14 protein-coding genes and 2 pseudogenes are annotated in these 16,074 nt (G+C 63.4%); 13 read left to right on the top strand and 3 right to left on the bottom strand.

Going from position 1 to position 16,074, the window contains the following annotated elements:
- The first annotated feature begins 66 nt into the window (after window positions 1-66).
- A pseudogene (locus LOY22_RS13230) lies at window positions 67-700 on the top strand (IS5 family transposase).
- Here LOY22_RS13230 and LOY22_RS13225 read toward each other — a convergent pair.
- On the bottom strand, window positions 697-1,257 hold the full coding sequence (locus LOY22_RS13225; RefSeq protein ID WP_258597762.1) for a hypothetical protein: 561 nt from the start codon (window positions 1,255-1,257) through the stop codon (window positions 697-699). The pseudogene LOY22_RS13230 and the gene LOY22_RS13225 overlap by 4 nt on opposite strands.
- A gap of 301 nt (window positions 1,258-1,558) precedes the next feature.
- Between LOY22_RS13225 and LOY22_RS13220 the strand changes: the two are divergent.
- The 9 genes and pseudogenes from LOY22_RS13220 to LOY22_RS13180 form a co-directional block, all read left to right on the top strand.
- Window positions 1,559-1,765: pseudogene (locus LOY22_RS13220) on the top strand (transposase); the annotation flags it as partial.
- A 334-nt stretch (window positions 1,766-2,099) separates the two neighbouring features.
- A complete protein-coding gene (locus LOY22_RS13215; RefSeq protein ID WP_258597760.1) occupies window positions 2,100-3,416 on the top strand; it encodes an NAD(P)/FAD-dependent oxidoreductase in 1,317 nt (438 codons plus the stop codon).
- On the top strand, window positions 3,416-3,826 hold the full coding sequence (locus tag LOY22_RS13210; protein WP_003201555.1) for a RidA family protein: 411 nt from the start codon (window positions 3,416-3,418) through the stop codon (window positions 3,824-3,826). The genes LOY22_RS13215 and LOY22_RS13210 overlap by 1 nt, the downstream gene beginning before the upstream one ends.
- Window positions 3,827-3,836: 10 nt before the next feature.
- A complete protein-coding gene (locus tag LOY22_RS13205; protein WP_258597759.1) occupies window positions 3,837-4,511 on the top strand; it encodes a DUF1028 domain-containing protein in 675 nt (224 codons plus the stop codon).
- Window positions 4,504-5,667: an acetylornithine deacetylase gene (gene argE, locus LOY22_RS13200; protein WP_258597757.1), complete on the top strand. Its 1,164-nt coding sequence runs from the start codon at window positions 4,504-4,506 to the stop codon at window positions 5,665-5,667. The genes LOY22_RS13205 and argE overlap by 8 nt, the downstream gene beginning before the upstream one ends.
- 16 nt (window positions 5,668-5,683) lie before the next feature.
- Window positions 5,684-7,177, top strand: coding sequence for an aldehyde dehydrogenase (locus LOY22_RS13195; protein ID WP_408980943.1), 1,494 nt, complete (start codon window positions 5,684-5,686; stop codon window positions 7,175-7,177).
- Between the two features lie 76 nt (window positions 7,178-7,253).
- The gene (locus tag LOY22_RS13190) at window positions 7,254-8,693 is read left to right on the top strand and encodes an APC family permease (protein ID WP_045200931.1); all 1,440 of its coding nucleotides are present in this window, start codon (window positions 7,254-7,256) and stop codon (window positions 8,691-8,693) included.
- Window positions 8,690-10,072 (top strand): aspartate aminotransferase family protein, encoded by a 1,383-nt coding sequence (locus tag LOY22_RS13185; RefSeq protein ID WP_093382857.1) that lies wholly within the window; start codon window positions 8,690-8,692, stop codon window positions 10,070-10,072. The genes LOY22_RS13190 and LOY22_RS13185 overlap by 4 nt, the downstream gene beginning before the upstream one ends.
- 54 nt (window positions 10,073-10,126) lie before the next feature.
- On the top strand, window positions 10,127-11,167 hold the full coding sequence (locus LOY22_RS13180) for an ABC transporter substrate-binding protein (RefSeq protein ID WP_045200927.1): 1,041 nt from the start codon (window positions 10,127-10,129) through the stop codon (window positions 11,165-11,167).
- Window positions 11,168-11,257: 90 nt separating this feature from the next.
- Here the strand turns inward: LOY22_RS13180 and LOY22_RS13175 are convergent, their stop codons facing one another.
- Complete coding sequence (locus LOY22_RS13175) at window positions 11,258-12,169, bottom strand: LysR substrate-binding domain-containing protein (protein ID WP_258597756.1); 912 nt, start codon at window positions 12,167-12,169, stop codon at window positions 11,258-11,260.
- Window positions 12,170-12,360: 191 nt separating this feature from the next.
- Between LOY22_RS13175 and LOY22_RS13170 the strand changes: the two genes are divergently transcribed.
- The gene (locus LOY22_RS13170; RefSeq protein ID WP_093382866.1) at window positions 12,361-12,573 is read left to right on the top strand and encodes a hypothetical protein; all 213 of its coding nucleotides are present in this window, start codon (window positions 12,361-12,363) and stop codon (window positions 12,571-12,573) included.
- Here the strand turns inward: LOY22_RS13170 and LOY22_RS13165 are convergent.
- Entirely contained in the window at window positions 12,570-13,277 is a 708-nt protein-coding gene (locus LOY22_RS13165; RefSeq protein ID WP_045200921.1) for an MgtC/SapB family protein, read from the bottom strand. The genes LOY22_RS13170 and LOY22_RS13165 overlap by 4 nt on opposite strands.
- A 459-nt stretch (window positions 13,278-13,736) precedes the next feature.
- Between LOY22_RS13165 and LOY22_RS13160 the strand changes: the two genes are divergently transcribed.
- Both LOY22_RS13160 and LOY22_RS13155 read left to right on the top strand, forming a co-directional pair.
- Entirely contained in the window at window positions 13,737-15,884 is a 2,148-nt protein-coding gene (locus tag LOY22_RS13160) for an FUSC family protein (protein ID WP_258597755.1), read from the top strand.
- Complete coding sequence (locus LOY22_RS13155; protein ID WP_010226052.1) at window positions 15,874-16,074, top strand: DUF1656 domain-containing protein; 201 nt, start codon at window positions 15,874-15,876, stop codon at window positions 16,072-16,074. Before LOY22_RS13160 ends, LOY22_RS13155 begins: the two co-directional genes overlap by 11 nt.

Below are 16,074 nucleotides of genomic sequence, written 5' to 3'. Positions count from 1 at the left end.
GTCGTAGAGGCCTCTGGGGGCCTGATTTTCCGTAGAGTTCTCGCCTTTTAGGCGAAGGATTCTGCCATGCCCAAGCGATACGAACTTTCCGATGCTGATTGGGAAATAGTCGCTGATCTTTTTACTGCACATCGGCGCACTGGGCGCCCAAGAGCTAATGATCGCTTGATGCTCAATGGTGTGTTGTGGGTACTTTGCTCCGGCGCAGCATGGCGAGACATGCCTGAGCGATTCGGCCCCTGGTCCTCGGTTTATCACCGCTTTCGAGACTGGCGTACCCAGGGCACCTTCAACAAGATGCTCAAGCGCCTGCACGTCAAACTCAACGCTCAAGGCCTGATCAATCTGGACACCTGGTGCATTGACTCGACGGCAGTCAAAGCGACCCGGGCCTCATCTGGAGCAGGCCAAAAAGGGGAGCGGAAGAACCAGCGGACCACGCACTCGGGAGAAGCCGGGGTGGGCTGACAACGAAAATTCACATGGTCTGCGACGCTCGAGGTGTACCACTGCACTTCATCCTTTCTGGCGGACAAGCCAGCGATCCGAAACCCAGTTTACCGAACGGCTGTTCGGCTGGTTGAAGGAACATCGCCGCCTGGCGACACGCTACTGCAAGCTCGCGAAAAGCTATGCGGCGATGGTCACATTGGCCTGCTGGCAGCGATGTCTACGACATTACTTTTCGTACAGTGCCTAGCCGAATCGCTTGGTTATTTCAAGGTAGAATTCAAGTACTAAGTTATTGTCACCCCCATCCACGATTTGATAATTGAAGTTAGGATATTCAAAGTCATTCGGATTTTCATCTGGGCGTCGCCGCCACTTCAATGCATTCCGGTTGTTGTTCAGGATTTTAATGGAGCCAGCGGTATCCGGGAGTTGATCGCCGGTTACGATATTTCCATCGTATGATATCTCAAAGAATGTGGTTGGGTCAGTGGATGAAACTTTGTTCCAGGCCCCGACCATGTCTAGAGTGGGGCCGCTTTCACCCACGCCCATTGTGTAGCCTTCGAAGGCACCTGAGTCAATGATGATTCTGTACTTGTTGTTAGTGTATTGATGTTCAAATCTAAGTTCGACAGGGGTGGTGTCCCGATAGTTTAGATTTAGCCAGTCATCATTGACCACCTTGTATTTCACGTTGTTGTAAAAATCCACCTCTCGTACAAACTTTGAAAGTGTAACGGGGATGCGGCTATGGTGGTTGCTATCAACCTTGCCGTATAAGCGGGCAATAAATGACTTGGCCATGGTGTGCTCCTTTGGACGGGACGTCTCTTGCTCAAGTTTTTCTTCCTTGGGCGTAGAAATAATTAAGCTTTTTCGGGGGTGGCGCTACTGATAAAACTACTAGTTTTTTATAACGTTTTCTTGCGTGTGTGTTTTTTTTAAAAACCGTTTTTAGTTGTTTTGCAGGCATGCCATCGGGCACAAGTTGAAGTCAAAACGCCCATCATTAGGCTCTGTACGAAATCCCGAGAAACCCAATCGGCGTCCCTCGTAGGCTGAAATTTTGTAGAGTTTCCAGCCATCTACGGAAAGAAATTCTGTGATGGCAAAGCGTTACGAACTCTCGGATGAGGCTTGGACCGTGGTTGCTGATCTCTTCACCGAAACCCATGGCCGGGGGCGGCCCCGCCTGAGCGACCGCCTGATGCTCGATGGCGTGCTCTGGGTGCTCTGCTCAGGTGCTGCGTGGCGAGATATGCCGGAGCGCTTTGGCCCTTGGTCAACGGTGTATCAACGGTTTCCCTATTGGACGAGGTCAGCATTCCATCGAACCAACGTGGCCGCCCGCGTAAGCGCTGTAAATGGTTGCTTGCCGACAAGGGCTACGACGCCGAAGCACTACGTCGCTATGGTCTCGCTGGCTTGTTCCATGCGGTGTTTGCGACATCTCTGTTCGTACAGAACCTAGCTAGCTGGTTCCTGTGGGAACCGGCCTTGCCGGCGAAGGGCTGCAACGCAGCCCTTAGTTTTTTACTCTCCAACAACCACAAAAATCATAATTTCGCCTTTCTTCGCGCTCTCCCAGAATGCGACCTACACCCTCCCACGGCCACCCGCGTGGGACAACTCAGTAGGGCGCAGACATGACAACCAATAAAACCAAGATCGATACGCTCGTAGTGGGCGCCGGGCAAGCCGGCGTGGCCATGAGTGAACACCTGAGCCGCCTGGGCGTGCCGCACCTGGTGCTGGAGCGCAACCGTATCGCCGAAGCCTGGCGCACCGGTCGCTGGGATTCGCTGGTGGCCAATGGGCCGGCCTGGCACGACCGCTTCCCGGGCCTGGAGTTCGACGGCCTCGACCCGGACGCCTTCGCTGGTAAAGACCAGGTGGCCGATTACTTCGAAGCCTACGCGCGCAAATTCAACGCACCGATCCGCACTGGCGTCGAAGTTACCCAGGTGCTGCGCAACAGCGATCGTCCGGGGTTCACCGTGCACACCAGCGATGGCGTGATCGAGGCCCAGCAGGTGGTGGTTGCCACCGGCCCGTTCCAGCGCCCGGTGATCCCGCCGATTGCGCCGAAGCAGTCGAACGTATTGCAGATGCACTCGGCCGCCTACCGCAACCCGCAGCAGTTGCCTGAAGGCGCGGTGCTGGTGGTTGGCGCCGGCTCATCGGGGGTGCAGATCGCCGATGAACTGCAGCGTGCCGGCAAGCAGGTGTACCTCTCGGTCGGCGCCCACGACCGGCCGCCGCGGGCCTACCGCAACCGTGACTTCTGCTGGTGGCTGGGGGTGCTCGGCGAGTGGGATGCCGAGACCATGCAGCCGGGCAAGGAGCACGTGACCATCGCCGTCAGCGGTGCCCGTGGCGGCCACACCGTGGATTTTCGCCGCCTGGCCCAACAAGGCATGACCCTGGTCGGCCTGACCAAGGGCTTTGATAACGGCGTGGTCAGCTTTGAAGCCAACCTGGCCGAAAACATCGCCCGCGGCGACGAGAACTACCTGGCGCTGCTCGATGCCGCCGACGCCTACATTGCCCGCAATGGCCTGGACCTGCCGCAAGAGCCGCAAGCGCGGGAAATTCTCCCTGATCCGCAGTGCCTGACCCAGCCCATCCTCGAACTCGACCTGGCCAAGGCCGGGGTCGGCACCATCATCTGGGCCACCGGCTATTCGGTGGACTACAGCTGGCTGCAGGTCGACGCCTTCAAGGACAACGGCAAGCCCCGGCACCAGCGCGGCGTGTCCAGCGAGCCGGGGGTGTACTTCGTCGGCCTGCCTTGGCTGTCGCGGCGCGGCTCGGCGTTTATCTGGGGGGTGTGGCACGACGCCAAGCACATCGCCGATCACATCGCCAAACAGCGCACCTACCTCAATTACCGCGACGCTTCGCAGCGCCAGGCCGAACAGCAAGCGTCCAGCCAACCAGCCAGCCTCATGGGAGCCCGTTGATGCCTACTCATACCCGTATTCGCATGTTCAACACCAAAGACACCTACCCCAACCAGACCCTGGACAACGACCTGTGCCAGGCCGTGCGTGCCGGCAACACCGTGTATGTGCGCGGCCAGGTGGGTACCGACTTCAATGGCCAGCTGGTCGGCCTGGGTGACCCGCGGGCGCAAGCCGAGCAGGCCATGCGCAACGTCAAGCAACTGCTGGAGGAGGCCGGCAGCGACCTCAGCCATATCGTCAAGACCACCACCTACCTGATCGACCCGCGCTATCGCGAGCCGGTGTACCAGGAAGTCGGTAAATGGCTCAAGGGTGTGTTCCCGATCTCCACCGGCCTGGTGGTCAGCGCCCTCGGCCAGCCGCAGTGGCTGATGGAAATCGACGTGATCGCGGTCATCCCCGAATAAGGAGCGTGCCATGACCTTCTCCATCGTTGGCCGCTGCGCCGAAACCGGCCAGCTGGGCATTGCCATCAGCTCTTCAAGCATCGCCGTCGGTGCTCGCTGCCCGTGGCTGCGCACAGGCGTCGGTGCGGTGTCGAGCCAGAACATCACCTTGCCGGCCCTCGGCCCGCAGATCCTCGATGGCCTGGACGAAGGCCTGGCGCCGCACCAGGCCCTGGACCGCGCCTTGACCCGCAACGGCTACAGCCAGTACCGCCAGGTGGCAGTGGTCGATGCCCAGGGCCGCACCGCGGTGTTCAGCGGCAATCATGCGCTGGGCATTAACCATGCCGTGGCCGGCGAACAATGCGTGGCCGCCGGCAACCTGCTGGCCAACAGCGCGGTGATCGAGCGCATGGTTGAGGCCTTCGAGCGCAGCGAAGGCTGCCTGGCCGCGCGTTTGCTGACCGCTCTGCAGGCCGGCCAGGACGCCGGCGGCGAAGCCGGGGCGGTGCATTCGGCGGCGCTGTCGGTGGTCGGCGAGCTGGTCTGGCCGATCGTTGACCTGCGCGTCGACTGGGCTGAGGACAACCCCATCGGCGAATTGGGCAAGCTCTGGAACGCCTATGAGCCGCAGTTGCAGGACTACCTGACCCGCGCCCTCAACCCGACCCTGGCGCCAAGCTACGGAGTGCCGGGCGATGAGTGAGCTGCGCAGCCGTGCATTGTTGGCCAGGCTGATCGGCTTTGCCACGGTCAGCCGCGATTCGAACCTGGCCTTGATCGAGTTCGTCCGCGACTACCTGCACGGCCTGGGTGTGAGCTGCGAGCTGATCTACAACACGCAGCGGACCAAGGCCAACCTGCTGGCCAGCATTGGCCCGGCAGTGGCGGGCGGTGTGGTGCTGTCGGGCCATACCGATGTGGTGCCGGTGGACGGCCAGGCGTGGACAGTCGAGCCGTTCAGCCTCACCGAGCGCGACGGCAAGCTGTACGGCCGCGGCGCCGCCGACATGAAAGGCTACCTGGCTTCGGTACTGGCGGCGGTGCCGGTGTTTCTTAAAAGCCCGCTGCGCCGGCCGGTGCACCTGGCGTTCTCGTATGACGAGGAGGTCGGCTGCCTGGGCGTACGCAGCCTGCTCGAGGTGCTGCCCCAGCGCATCGCGCAACCGGCCTTGTGCCTGATTGGCGAGCCGACCGAGCTCAAACCGGTGCTTGGCCACAAGGGCAAGCTGGCCATGCGTTGCCATGTACACGGCGCGCCGTGCCATTCGGCCTATGCGCCGTATGGCGTCAACGCCATCGAGCAGGCGGCGCGGCTGATCGCTCGCCTGGGCGAGATCGGCCAGCGCCTGGCCGCGCCGCAGCATCACGATCAACGCTTTGACCCGGCGTTTTCCACCGTGCAGGTCGGGCTGATCCAGGGCGGTACGGCGCTGAACATCGTCCCGGCCGATTGCCGCTTCGACTTTGAGGTGCGTGCCTTGCCGGCGTTCGAACCGCAGGCGGTGGTGGACGAGCTGCACACCTACGCGCAGCACACCCTGCTGCCGGCCATGCAGGCGGTCAAGGCTGACACGGCGATCCGCTTCGAAGCGATCTCGGCCTACCCGGGCCTGGCCACCGCACCGCAAAGCGCCGCAGCGCAACTGGTGGCGCAACTGTGCGGCAGCGATGCCTTCAGCACCGTGGCCTTTGGCACTGAAGGCGGCCTGTTCGATGAGGCTGGAATCCCGGCGGTGGTGTGCGGGCCGGGCAGCATGGAGCAGGGTCACAAGCCGGATGAATTTGTCAGCGTCGAGCAGATGGCGGCCTGTGACCGCCTGATGGATCGCCTGGCCGAATACCTCTCCAACAACGGATAACAACAAGGAGTCTGCAGTGAACGATTTCAACCAGTGGACCAGCCTGGCGCAACAGCAGCGCCTGATCGACAGCGCATTTATTCAAGGCGGGGCCTGTCAGGCCGCAAGTGGGGCGCGATTCGAGGTGATCAACCCGGCCACCGGCACATTGCTGGCCAAGGTCGCCGCTTGCGGCCAGGCCGAGGTTGACCTGGCCGTGCGCAGCGCCCGCCAGGCCTTCGAACAAGGCCCCTGGGCAAAGATGGCGCCCGGCGAGCGCAAGGCCGTGCTATTGCGCCTGGCGCAGTTGATGCTCGAGCACCGCGCCGAACTGGCCTTGCTCGACTCGCTGAGCATGGGCAAGCCGGTGATGGATGCCTGGAACATCGACGTGCCCGGCGCGGCGCATGTGTTCGCCTGGTACGGCGAAAGCCTCGACAAGCTCTATGACCAGGTGGCGCCGACCGCCAGCAATGCCCTGGCGACCATCACCCGCGTGCCGCTGGGGGTGATCGGGGCGGTGGTGCCGTGGAATTTCCCGCTGGACATGGCCGCCTGGAAACTCGCCCCGGCGTTGGCCGCCGGTAACAGCGTGGTGCTCAAGCCCGCCGAGCAGTCGCCGTTCTCGGCGCTGCGCCTGGCAGAGCTTGCGATTGAAGCGGGCCTGCCCAAGGGCGTGCTCAACGTGGTGCCGGGGCTGGGCGAGGAGGCCGGTCGCGCCCTGGGCCTGCACATGGACGTCGATGCCCTGGTGTTTACCGGCTCCACCGAAGTCGGCAAGTACTTCATGCAATACGCCGCGCAGTCGAACCTCAAGCAGGTGTGGCTGGAATGCGGCGGCAAGAGCCCGAACCTGGTGTTCGCCGATTGCCAGGACCTGGACCTGGCGGCCGAGAAAGCCGCGTTCGGCATCTTCTTCAACCAGGGCGAAGTCTGCTCGGCCAACTCGCGCCTGCTGCTGCAACGTTCGATCGCCGACGCGTTCATCGAGCGGCTGATCGTCAAGGCGCGCCAGTGGCTGCCGGGCAACCCGCTGAACCCGGCAAGCCGCGCCGGGGCCATTGTCGACAGCCGCCAGGCGCAGCGGATCATGCACTACATCGAGCAGGCCCAGGCTGAAGGCGCGCAACTGGTGTGTGGTGGTCGACAGCTGAGTTTCGACGGTTCGAGCAACTTCATCGAGCCGACGATTTTTACCGGCGTCACCGCCGACATGACCCTGGCCCGCGAAGAAGTGTTCGGCCCGGTGCTGGCGGTCAGCGTGTTCGATGACGAAGACCAGGCGGTGGCCATGGCCAACGATCACATCTATGGCCTGGCGGCGTCGCTGTGGACCGACGACCTCAACCGCGCCCACCGCGTCGCACGGCGGCTGAATGCCGGCACGGTGTCGGTCAATACCGTCGATGCCCTGGACGTCTGCGTGCCCTTTGGCGGCGGCAAGCAGTCGGGCTTTGGCCGCGACCTGTCGTTGCATTCGTTCGATAAGTACACGCAGTTGAAAACGACCTGGATTCAGCTACGCGGCTGATGGCCTGTGGGAGCGGGCTTGACCCGCGATGAGGCCAGCACAGGCAACACCTAATAACAACAATTCGGAGCACCCGATGAACAGCAATGCAAGCGTGCAAACCGGCGCCCTGGCGCCGCCTGCAAGTCGCAAGAAACTCGGCCTTACCGCGCTGCTGGCGGTGGCCATCGGCCTGGTGGTGTCCCAGGGCGTCATGGTGCTGATGCTGCAAGGCGTCGGCATCGCCGGCCTGGGCTTTATCGTGCCGCTGGGTCTGGCTTACCTGCTGGCCCTGAGTTACGCCTGTTCGTTCTCGGAACTGGCGCTGATGATCCCCCGCGCCGGCAGCCTGAGCAGCTACACCGAAGTCGCCATCGGCCAGTTCCCGGCGATCCTCGCGACCTTTTCCGGCTATATCGTGGTGGCGATGTTCGCGCTGTCGGCCGAGCTGTTGCTGATGGAGTTCATCATCGACAAGGTCTACCCACACTCGATGCCACCGCTTACCGTGGCCCTGGGTGTACTGGCGCTGTTCACTGTGCTCAACCTGTTCAACATCGACATCTTCGCCCGCCTGCAAACCGTGCTGGCGATGGTGATGACCGTGGTGCTGCTGGTGATGGGCCTGAGCGCGATGAACAGCGACATCGTCGCGCCCAACCCGGCGCTGTTCGACAGCGCCCACTGGAACCCGTTGGGCCTGGGGGTGATCGCCCTGACCGCGATGGCGGTGTGGGGCTTTGTCGGCGCCGAGTTCGTCTGCCCGCTGGTAGAAGAAACCCGCCGCCCGGAGCGCAACATCCCGGGCTCGATGATGCTCGGCCTGACCATCATCTTCGTGATCATCTGCCTGTACGGCCTGGGCGCCTTGCTCACCGTGCCGCAGGCGGAGCTGGCCAGCAACGGCCTGCCGCATTACCTGTTCGCCACCACGGTGTTCGGGGAGGCCGGCAAAGTGTTTTTGGTTACCGCCGCGATCACCGCCACCTGCAGCACCCTCAACAGTTCGCTGGCGGCGATCCCGCGCATGCTTTATGGCATGGCCCGCAACGGCCAGGCCTTCGGCGTGTTCAAGCGCCAGGGCAAGCGCACCGGCGCGCCCTGGGTGGCGGTGCTGTTCATTGCCGCGGTCACCGGCCTGCCATTGCTGCTGATGCACGACCATGCCGATGCCATCAATCAGCTGCTGTTGTCGGCCGCCCTGGCCTGGCTGCTGGCCTACATCATCACCCACGTCAACGTCATTGCCCTGCGCCGGCGCTACCCGCACGTGGCGCGGCCGTTCCGCACGCCGTTCTACCCGCTGCCGCAGCTGTTTGGCATCGCCGGCATGCTGTTTGCGATCTGGAACGTCTCGCCCAGCCCGGACATGACCTTTTCGATTTTTGCCTACGCAGGCCTGGTGCTGCTGATCGTCTCGATCATCGCCGTGCTGTGGATCAAGGGCGTGATGGGCAAGCCACTGTTCAAGCCCGAGCCGCTGGCAAGCGTGCTGGGCACTCAAACCGATAAAGACCCGCAAGGAGATTCGCAATGACCGCTCACGTCAAACCTGCCCGTAGCACCGGCGATTACCAGGCAGCGGATGCCGCGCACCACATTCATGCCTTTCTCGACCAGAAGGCGCTGAACGCCGAAGGCCCGCGGGTGATCGTCCGTGGCGAAGGCCTGGCATTGTGGGACAACGATGGCAAGCGCTACCTGGACGGCATGTCGGGGCTGTGGTGCACCAACCTCGGCTATGGCCGCAAGGACCTGGCCGCAGCCGCCAGCCAGCAGCTGGAGCAACTGCCGTACTACAACATGTTCTTCCACACCACCCACCCGGCGGTGGTCGAGCTCTCGGAGCTGCTGTTCAGCCTGCTGCCGGCGCACTACAGCCACGCGATCTACACCAACTCCGGCTCTGAAGCCAACGAGGTGCTGATCCGTACCGTGCGCCGCTACTGGCAGATCCTCGGCAAGGCGCAGAAGAAGATCATGATCGGCCGCTGGAACGGCTACCACGGCTCGACCCTGGGCGCCACGGCGCTGGGCGGGATGAAGTTCATGCACGACATGGGCGGGGTGATCCCCGATGTTGCGCACATTGACGAGCCGTACTGGTTTGCCCACGAGGGCGACCTGACCCCGGCCGAATTCGGCCTGCGCGCGGCGCGCCAACTGGAAGAGAAGATCCTCGAACTTGGCGCCGACAACGTCGCCGCGTTTGTTGCCGAACCCTTCCAGGGCGCCGGCGGCATGATCTTCCCGCCAGAAAGCTACTGGCCAGAAATTCAGCGCATCTGCCGGCAGTACGACGTGCTGCTGTGCGCCGATGAAGTCATCGGCGGCTTTGGCCGCACCGGCGAGTGGTTCGCCCACCAGCATTTTGGTTTCGAGCCCGACACCCTGTCGATCGCCAAGGGCCTGACCAGCGGCTACATCCCCATGGGCGGCCTGATTCTGTCCAAGCGCATGGCCGAGGTGCTGGTGGAGCAGGGCGGGGTATTCGCCCACGGCCTGACCTATTCCGGTCACCCGGTGGCGGCAGCGGTAGCAATTGCCAACCTCAAGGCGCTGCGCGACGAAGGCATCGTCAGCCGCGTCAAGCACGAGACCGGCCCCTACCTGCAGCGTTGCCTGCGCGAAGTGTTCGGCAACCACCCGCTGATTGGCGAGGTGCAGGGCGCAGGCCTGGTTGCGGCCTTGCAGTTCGCCGAAGACAAGGCCAGCCGCAAGCGCTTTGCCAACGAAAACGACATGGCCTGGCGTTGCCGCACCCTCGGCTTTGAAGAGGGCCTGATCATTCGCTCGACCCTGGGCCGGATGATCATGGCCCCGGCCCTGGTGGCCAGCCACGCCGACATCGATGAACTGGTCGACAAGACCCGTACCGCTGTAGACCGTACCGCCCGCGAATTCGGTCGCCTGTAAACCCAAAAGTGGCCGGCGCGCGCGGGCGTGCCGGCCTATTAGAGGAACCGCTTCATGTCCAGATCCTTGCGTTGCTGTGTTCCCTTTGCCCTGGTTGTGCTGTGCAGCGCGGTGTCGGCTGCGCCGCAGAACCTCACCGTCATCTCCTTTGGCGGCGCCACCAAGCAGGCCCAGGACAAGGCCTACTTCCAACCTTTCAACGCCAGCGGCGCAGGACGCGTGGTTGCCGGCGAGTACAACGGTGAGCTGTCGAAAATCAAGGCCATGGTCGATGTCGGCCATACCAGCTGGGACGTGGTCGAGGTCGAGAGCCCGGAGCTGTTGCGCGGCTGTGACGAAGGCCTGTTCGAGCGTCTCGATCCGGCGCGCTTCGGCGACCCGGCGCAGTTCGTCCCGGGCACCCTGAGCGAATGCGGGGTGGCCACCTACGTCTGGTCGATGGTCATGGCCTACGACAACGGCAAGCTGGCCAAGGCGCCGAGTTCCTGGGCCGACTTCTGGAACGTTGCCGACTTCCCCGGCAAGCGCGGCTTGCGCAAGGGTGCCAAGTACACCCTGGAGATCGCCTTGCTCGCCGACGGGGTCAAGCCCGAGCAGCTGTATGAAGTGCTCGGTACGCCGCAAGGGGTGAGCCGCGCCTTTGCCAAACTGGACCAGATCAAGGGCAATATCCAGTGGTGGGAAGCCGGCGCGCAACCGGCGCAGTGGCTGATTGCCGGTGACGTGGTCATGAGCGCGGCCTACAACGGCCGGATCGCCTCGGCGCAGAAAGAGGGCATGAAGCTCAGTATCGTCTGGCCGCAAAGCCTGTACGACCCGGAATACTGGGCGGTGGTCAAGGGCACGCCGAACAAGGCCCTGGCCGAGGACTTCATTGCCTTTGCCAGCCAGCCACAAACCCAGAAGGTGTTTTCCGAGGAGATTCCCTACGGGCCGGTGCACCGCGAGGCGCTGAAGCTGCTGCCGGCTAATGTCCAGCAACAGTTGCCGACCGCCGAGGCCAACCTGGCCGGGGCGCGGGCGGTGGATGCCGGGTTCTGGGTGGACCATGGCGAGGAGCTGGAGCAGCGCTTCAACGCCTGGGCGGCGCGCTGAATTCATCGCGGGTCAAGCCCCACAGGGGCAGTCCAATCTGTGGGAGCGGCGGTGCGGCGACCCGACTTGCCCCGCGATGCTGTTGAACCGTTAGGCCAGCCAGGCAGCAAACTGCTCCTTGCAGTAATCGACAAACAACTGCGCAGGCTTGGTCAGCTGCGCACGCTTGAGCCAGCCGGCCACCAGCGCGGAGCCTGTGACATCTTCGGCAATCTCCACACAGACCACTTCCTGTCCATCATAGGTGCTGTGGCCATGGGGCTTGGTCACCAGCAGGGCAAAGCCAAAGCCCTGGCCGACCATGCCGCGGACCATCTCGATCGACGGCGAGCTGAAGACGATGTTCGGGCTCAGCTGCAGTTCTTCGAAAATACTCACGAAGTAAGTGCGGCTGGGCTGCACGTCGAGGAGGATCATCGGTTCCAGCGCCAGGTCCCTGATCGAGACCTGCTTCTGCCCGGCAAAGCGATGGCCCGCCGGCACTAGCGCATAGGGGCGCTGGGGCGCGGTCAGGGCTTCGGTTTCAATGGTGCTGTCCAGGTCATGTTCGTAGAAGATCGCCAGGTCGAAGCGCCCGCCGGTCAGGCCTTGCACCAATTCCTGCTGCTCGCCGTCCTGCAGGCGGATCTCCACCCCCGGAAAACGCTGGCGAAAGCCTGCGATCAAGCGCGGCAGGTAGAGCGGGGCGACGGTCTCGAAGCAGCCGATGTCGATCTGGCCACAGACCACGTCGTTGTCGGCCAGGGCGTTCTGCTCGAACTCGCGGGCCATGCGCAGCAGTTCCTGGGCCTTGCGGTAGAAGCGTGCGCCACCCGGGGTCAGCGACACGCCCTGGGCGTGATGGCGGATGAACAGCTGCACGCCGAAGCTGTCTTCCAGGCCCTTGACCGCCGTGGAAATCGACGGCTGGGCGATGTACAGCTTGCGCGACGCCTCGGCGACGCTGCCGCTTTCAACGGTGGTGACGAAATACTTCAGTTGACGCAAGGTATAGGACGCCACAGTGCACCTCTGGCTGATTATTTTGCTACACGATACCCCCAGGACGGCCCGGTGCTGCAGCGGATTTTGCTGGCCATTGAGCATATTTACCCGGGCCTGCCGTTGATCGCCTGGGTGGCACTGCGGACCCGCGCACAGCCTCGAACCTGTACGGCGCGCATTTCTTGCGCCGCTCTTGCGAGGTAACTGCCATGAGCCAGCCACGTCCCGACGATGAACCCCTGTGGAAAGATCCGCTGAACAACCCGCAACGCGAGCACGATCCGCTCAGCGACCCGAATGTCTCTGACCCGCAGCGGCGCGACCAGCCGGAGGACGTCGAGCGGGTGCCCGACGACCAGCCCCTGGACGATCGCCTGCCCGAACCCGACCAGCCGACCCCGCTGTCGGACGAACGCCGCTAATCGGCGCTCAGCTCGTGCACTTGCCAGCGCACCGAGCTGACGCCTTTCTCCAGGCTCACCCGGCTGACCAGGCGTTCCAGCTGGGTGGGCGCATCGGGGCTGCCCATCAGCTCGGCGCGTACTTCCAGCTTGGCCGGGTTGGCCAGGTCTTCACTGTGCAGCGACTGCAGGCGCAGGCCGCCGTTGCCGAAGCTGTGCAGCATCAGGCTGCGCACCTGGATTTCATCTTCGGCGCGGCAGGTGATGCGCACCTCGAAGCGCTGCTCGGCTTCGTTGGCCGGCAGCACGTCCTGATGATTCAGACGCTGGGCGATGTCGCGCAGCAGGATATTGGCGCAGAGCACCACGCAGCTGCCCAGCGCCGCCTCCAGCAACAGCCCCAGGCTGCACAGCACGCCAATGGCGGCGGTGCACCAGAGCGTCGCAGCGGTGTTCAGCCCGCGTACGTTGAGGCCGTCGCGCATGATCACACCACCGCCCAGAAAGCCGATGCCCGAGACCACATAGGCGGCAACCCGTGAAGCGTCGGTGGCGGCCATGCCCGGCACTGCCTGGGTCATCAGCACGAACAGGCAGGCGCCGGTGCTGACCAGGGCATTGGTGCGCAGGCCGGTCAGGCGCTGACGCAGTTGACGTTCGGCGCCAATCAGCGCCCCGAGTACCAGCGCGACGGTGACGCGCAGCAGAAATACTTTCCAATCCATAGCAAACCTCGAATCCACGGCAATACGCCGCGTTGTCATCGCCAGTGGGCGATGTACGTGAACAAAGAGAATGCGCAGGGCCACGGGCCTTCAACACCGGTGAAGGTGCAAGGTGTGCGGGAAGGAGAATGAGGATTTGTCATCCACAAGGGATGCGAATCGCCACTGACCGCCATGTTCGGCGTGCCAGTGACAGGGGGAACCTGCTGAACTAGCGCGCCGTGTGGACCTGTCGCAATCGACTAGGGCTACTGTCCAATGCAGGACTCCTGTGTAGGCATGCAAAAATGCGGGCGAGAAACTAACCCTCGGGCAGCGCAGGGTCAAGGGTAAAAACATGACAATTGTTGCATTGGCAGCGGATCGTTGCAGATATGCAACGCTGTGGGTCATCGTGTTGTCTTTCCCAGGTGCGCTTCAAAAGCTACTGTTCCCTGAAAGGACTTTCGAGAGACCTGTGTGCAACCTTTGATCAATTACTGGCGGCTGGTGCTGCATCCCGGTGCGGATACCCTGCGCTTCGCCTTGCGGACCATCGTTGCCTGCCTGTTGACCCTGTACCTGGCGTTCATCTTCGACCTCGACCAACCGAAGTGGTCGGTGATGGCGGTGTTCATCGTCAGCCAGCCGCTGGGCGGCATGACCCTGCAACGCAGCTTCGCCCAGGTGCTCGGCACCACCCTCGGCGCGGCGGTGGCGGTGCTGATCATGGCGGTATTCGCGCAGGCGCCATTGCCGTTCATTATCACCCTGGCCCTGTGGCTGGCCCTGTGTACCGCCGGCGGCACCTTGCTGCGCTACACCAGCTCGCATGCCTTCGTGCTCAGCGGCTTTACCGCCGTGGTGGTGGCGATGCTGGCAATCCCCGAGCAGGACAACACCCTGATGCTGGCCATTACCCGGGTCACCGAAACCCTGCTGGCGGTGGCCTGCGTGTGTGCGGTGAGCCTGCTCAGTGCACGGCCGCAGGCAGTGGCCACGGGCTATTTTGCCAAGGTCGACAACCTCATCAAGCTGATGGCCAGCCACGCTGCGGCGGCGATTCGCGGTGAAGAGAGCGCGGCCGAGTTCAGCAAGCGGCAGATGCAGATCCTTGGCGAGATCAGCGCCCTGGAAGGCCTGCGCCGCCACCTGTATTTCGACGCCCCGCATTTGCGCGGGGCCAACGGCCTGGTGCAACTGCTCGGCAACCAGTTGGTGCTGCTCAGCTCGCGGCTGACGGTGCTGCGTAACCAGAAGCTGATGATCGCCGAGCGCTGGCAGGGCAGTTACCCGGAGTTCATCAGCCGCTTGCTGGCCGACGAGCTGGCTTTTCTCGACCAGCTGGCGCGGCAGGGCCGGGCCTTGCCAGCCGAGGCACGCGAGCATTTCAGCGCCTTGCAGCGGCGTTTCGACCAGGCCGCGCTACAGGCCGAGCAGCTGCAAAGCGACCTGCCAACGCCGCTTCGCTCATTGGCCTGGGCCTTGCGCTGGGAGCAGGCGCGCCTGCTCGAACAGCTCGGCGAAATGCTCGAACTCAGCGATGCCATCCAGGAAGGCCGTGCCGGCGACTGCCTGTACCGCCAGGGCCGCAGCAATCCCTTGCACCTGGACTGGCGCCTGGCGGCGATGAACGCCAGCCGCGCCTTTATTGCCCTGGTCGCGGCCGGGCTGATCTGGATCGAAACCGCCTGGGACGGCGCCCGCGCCGGGATGATTCTGGTGGGCATCCTCTGCTCGTTGATGGCGACCTTTCCGCGCCCGCTGATGGCGGCGCAGAACTACGCCCGCGGCCTGGGCCTGGCGCTGCTGGTATCGGCGCTGTACCAGTTCTGGCTGATCCCGCAGGTGGTCGATTTCGAAATGCTCGCGCTGCTGCTGTTGCCCTTGCTCTATGTAGTGGCGGTGGGGCTGTCGGGGCCGATGACCGCCGGCATCGGCATGGGCCTGGGCTTGTCGAGCTTCTTGCTGTTCGGCCCGCAGAACATCGGCGCCTGGCAGAACACGGCGATGCAATGGTTCGAATTCGCCGGTGCCTACGTGTGTGGCGCGGCGTTGTCGCTGATGGTGTATGCGTGGATTTTCCCGTTCAACCCGCAATTGCGCATCGAACGGCTGTTTCGTGAAACCCGCGAACAGGTGTATGCCTTGCTCAAGGGCCCGGCCTCGGACGCGCGCCAGTTCGCTTTTGAGAGCCGCATGCTCGACCGCCTGACCCTGATTATCGGCCTGCTGCCAGCGACCCGTGATGAGCGCTCGCGGGGGCTGTTCGAGGTCAACCTGGCATGCATGGCCCTGGGCGTGGCCTTGCGCCAGTTGCAGGAGCAGGGCAGGGCCAACCCGTTGCTGCCCGAGGCCCTGCGCGCGCAGCTTGAGCAGGTATTGCGCAACACCGGCCGCTATATCGCCGGGCGCACCGCGCTGGTGCTGCCAGACTTGCTGCAGACCCTGCAGGCGTTGGGCGAGCACCTGGACAATCTGCACGGCGAACAACTGCAGGCGCCGGCCGAGCAGTTGCGCTCGTTGTTTCGCATTCGTGTGGCGTTGCTGGTGATCGCAGGCTTTTTGCGTCACTACAGCCCCTACCTTGAACCCGCTGCCGAAGGAGCCCCGGCCCTTGCCCATTGATTTCGAGATTGGCGGTGTCTACCTGCCGCCGATCGCCCAGGCCCTGCTGCTGGCCATACCGCTGTTGATCGCCGTGCTCTGGCTGCTGCAAAAGCTTGGGGTGATGCAGCGGGTCTGGCACCCGGCATTGTTTGAAGGCGCGCTGTACGCCTGCCTGTGCGCCTTGATCATCCTGTACATGGGGAGCTGA

It is taken from the genome of Pseudomonas sp. B21-035, assembly GCF_024748945.1.
GTDB lineage: Bacteria > Pseudomonadota > Gammaproteobacteria > Pseudomonadales > Pseudomonadaceae > Aquipseudomonas.
This window is presented reverse-complemented; position numbering and strand designations above follow the sequence as displayed.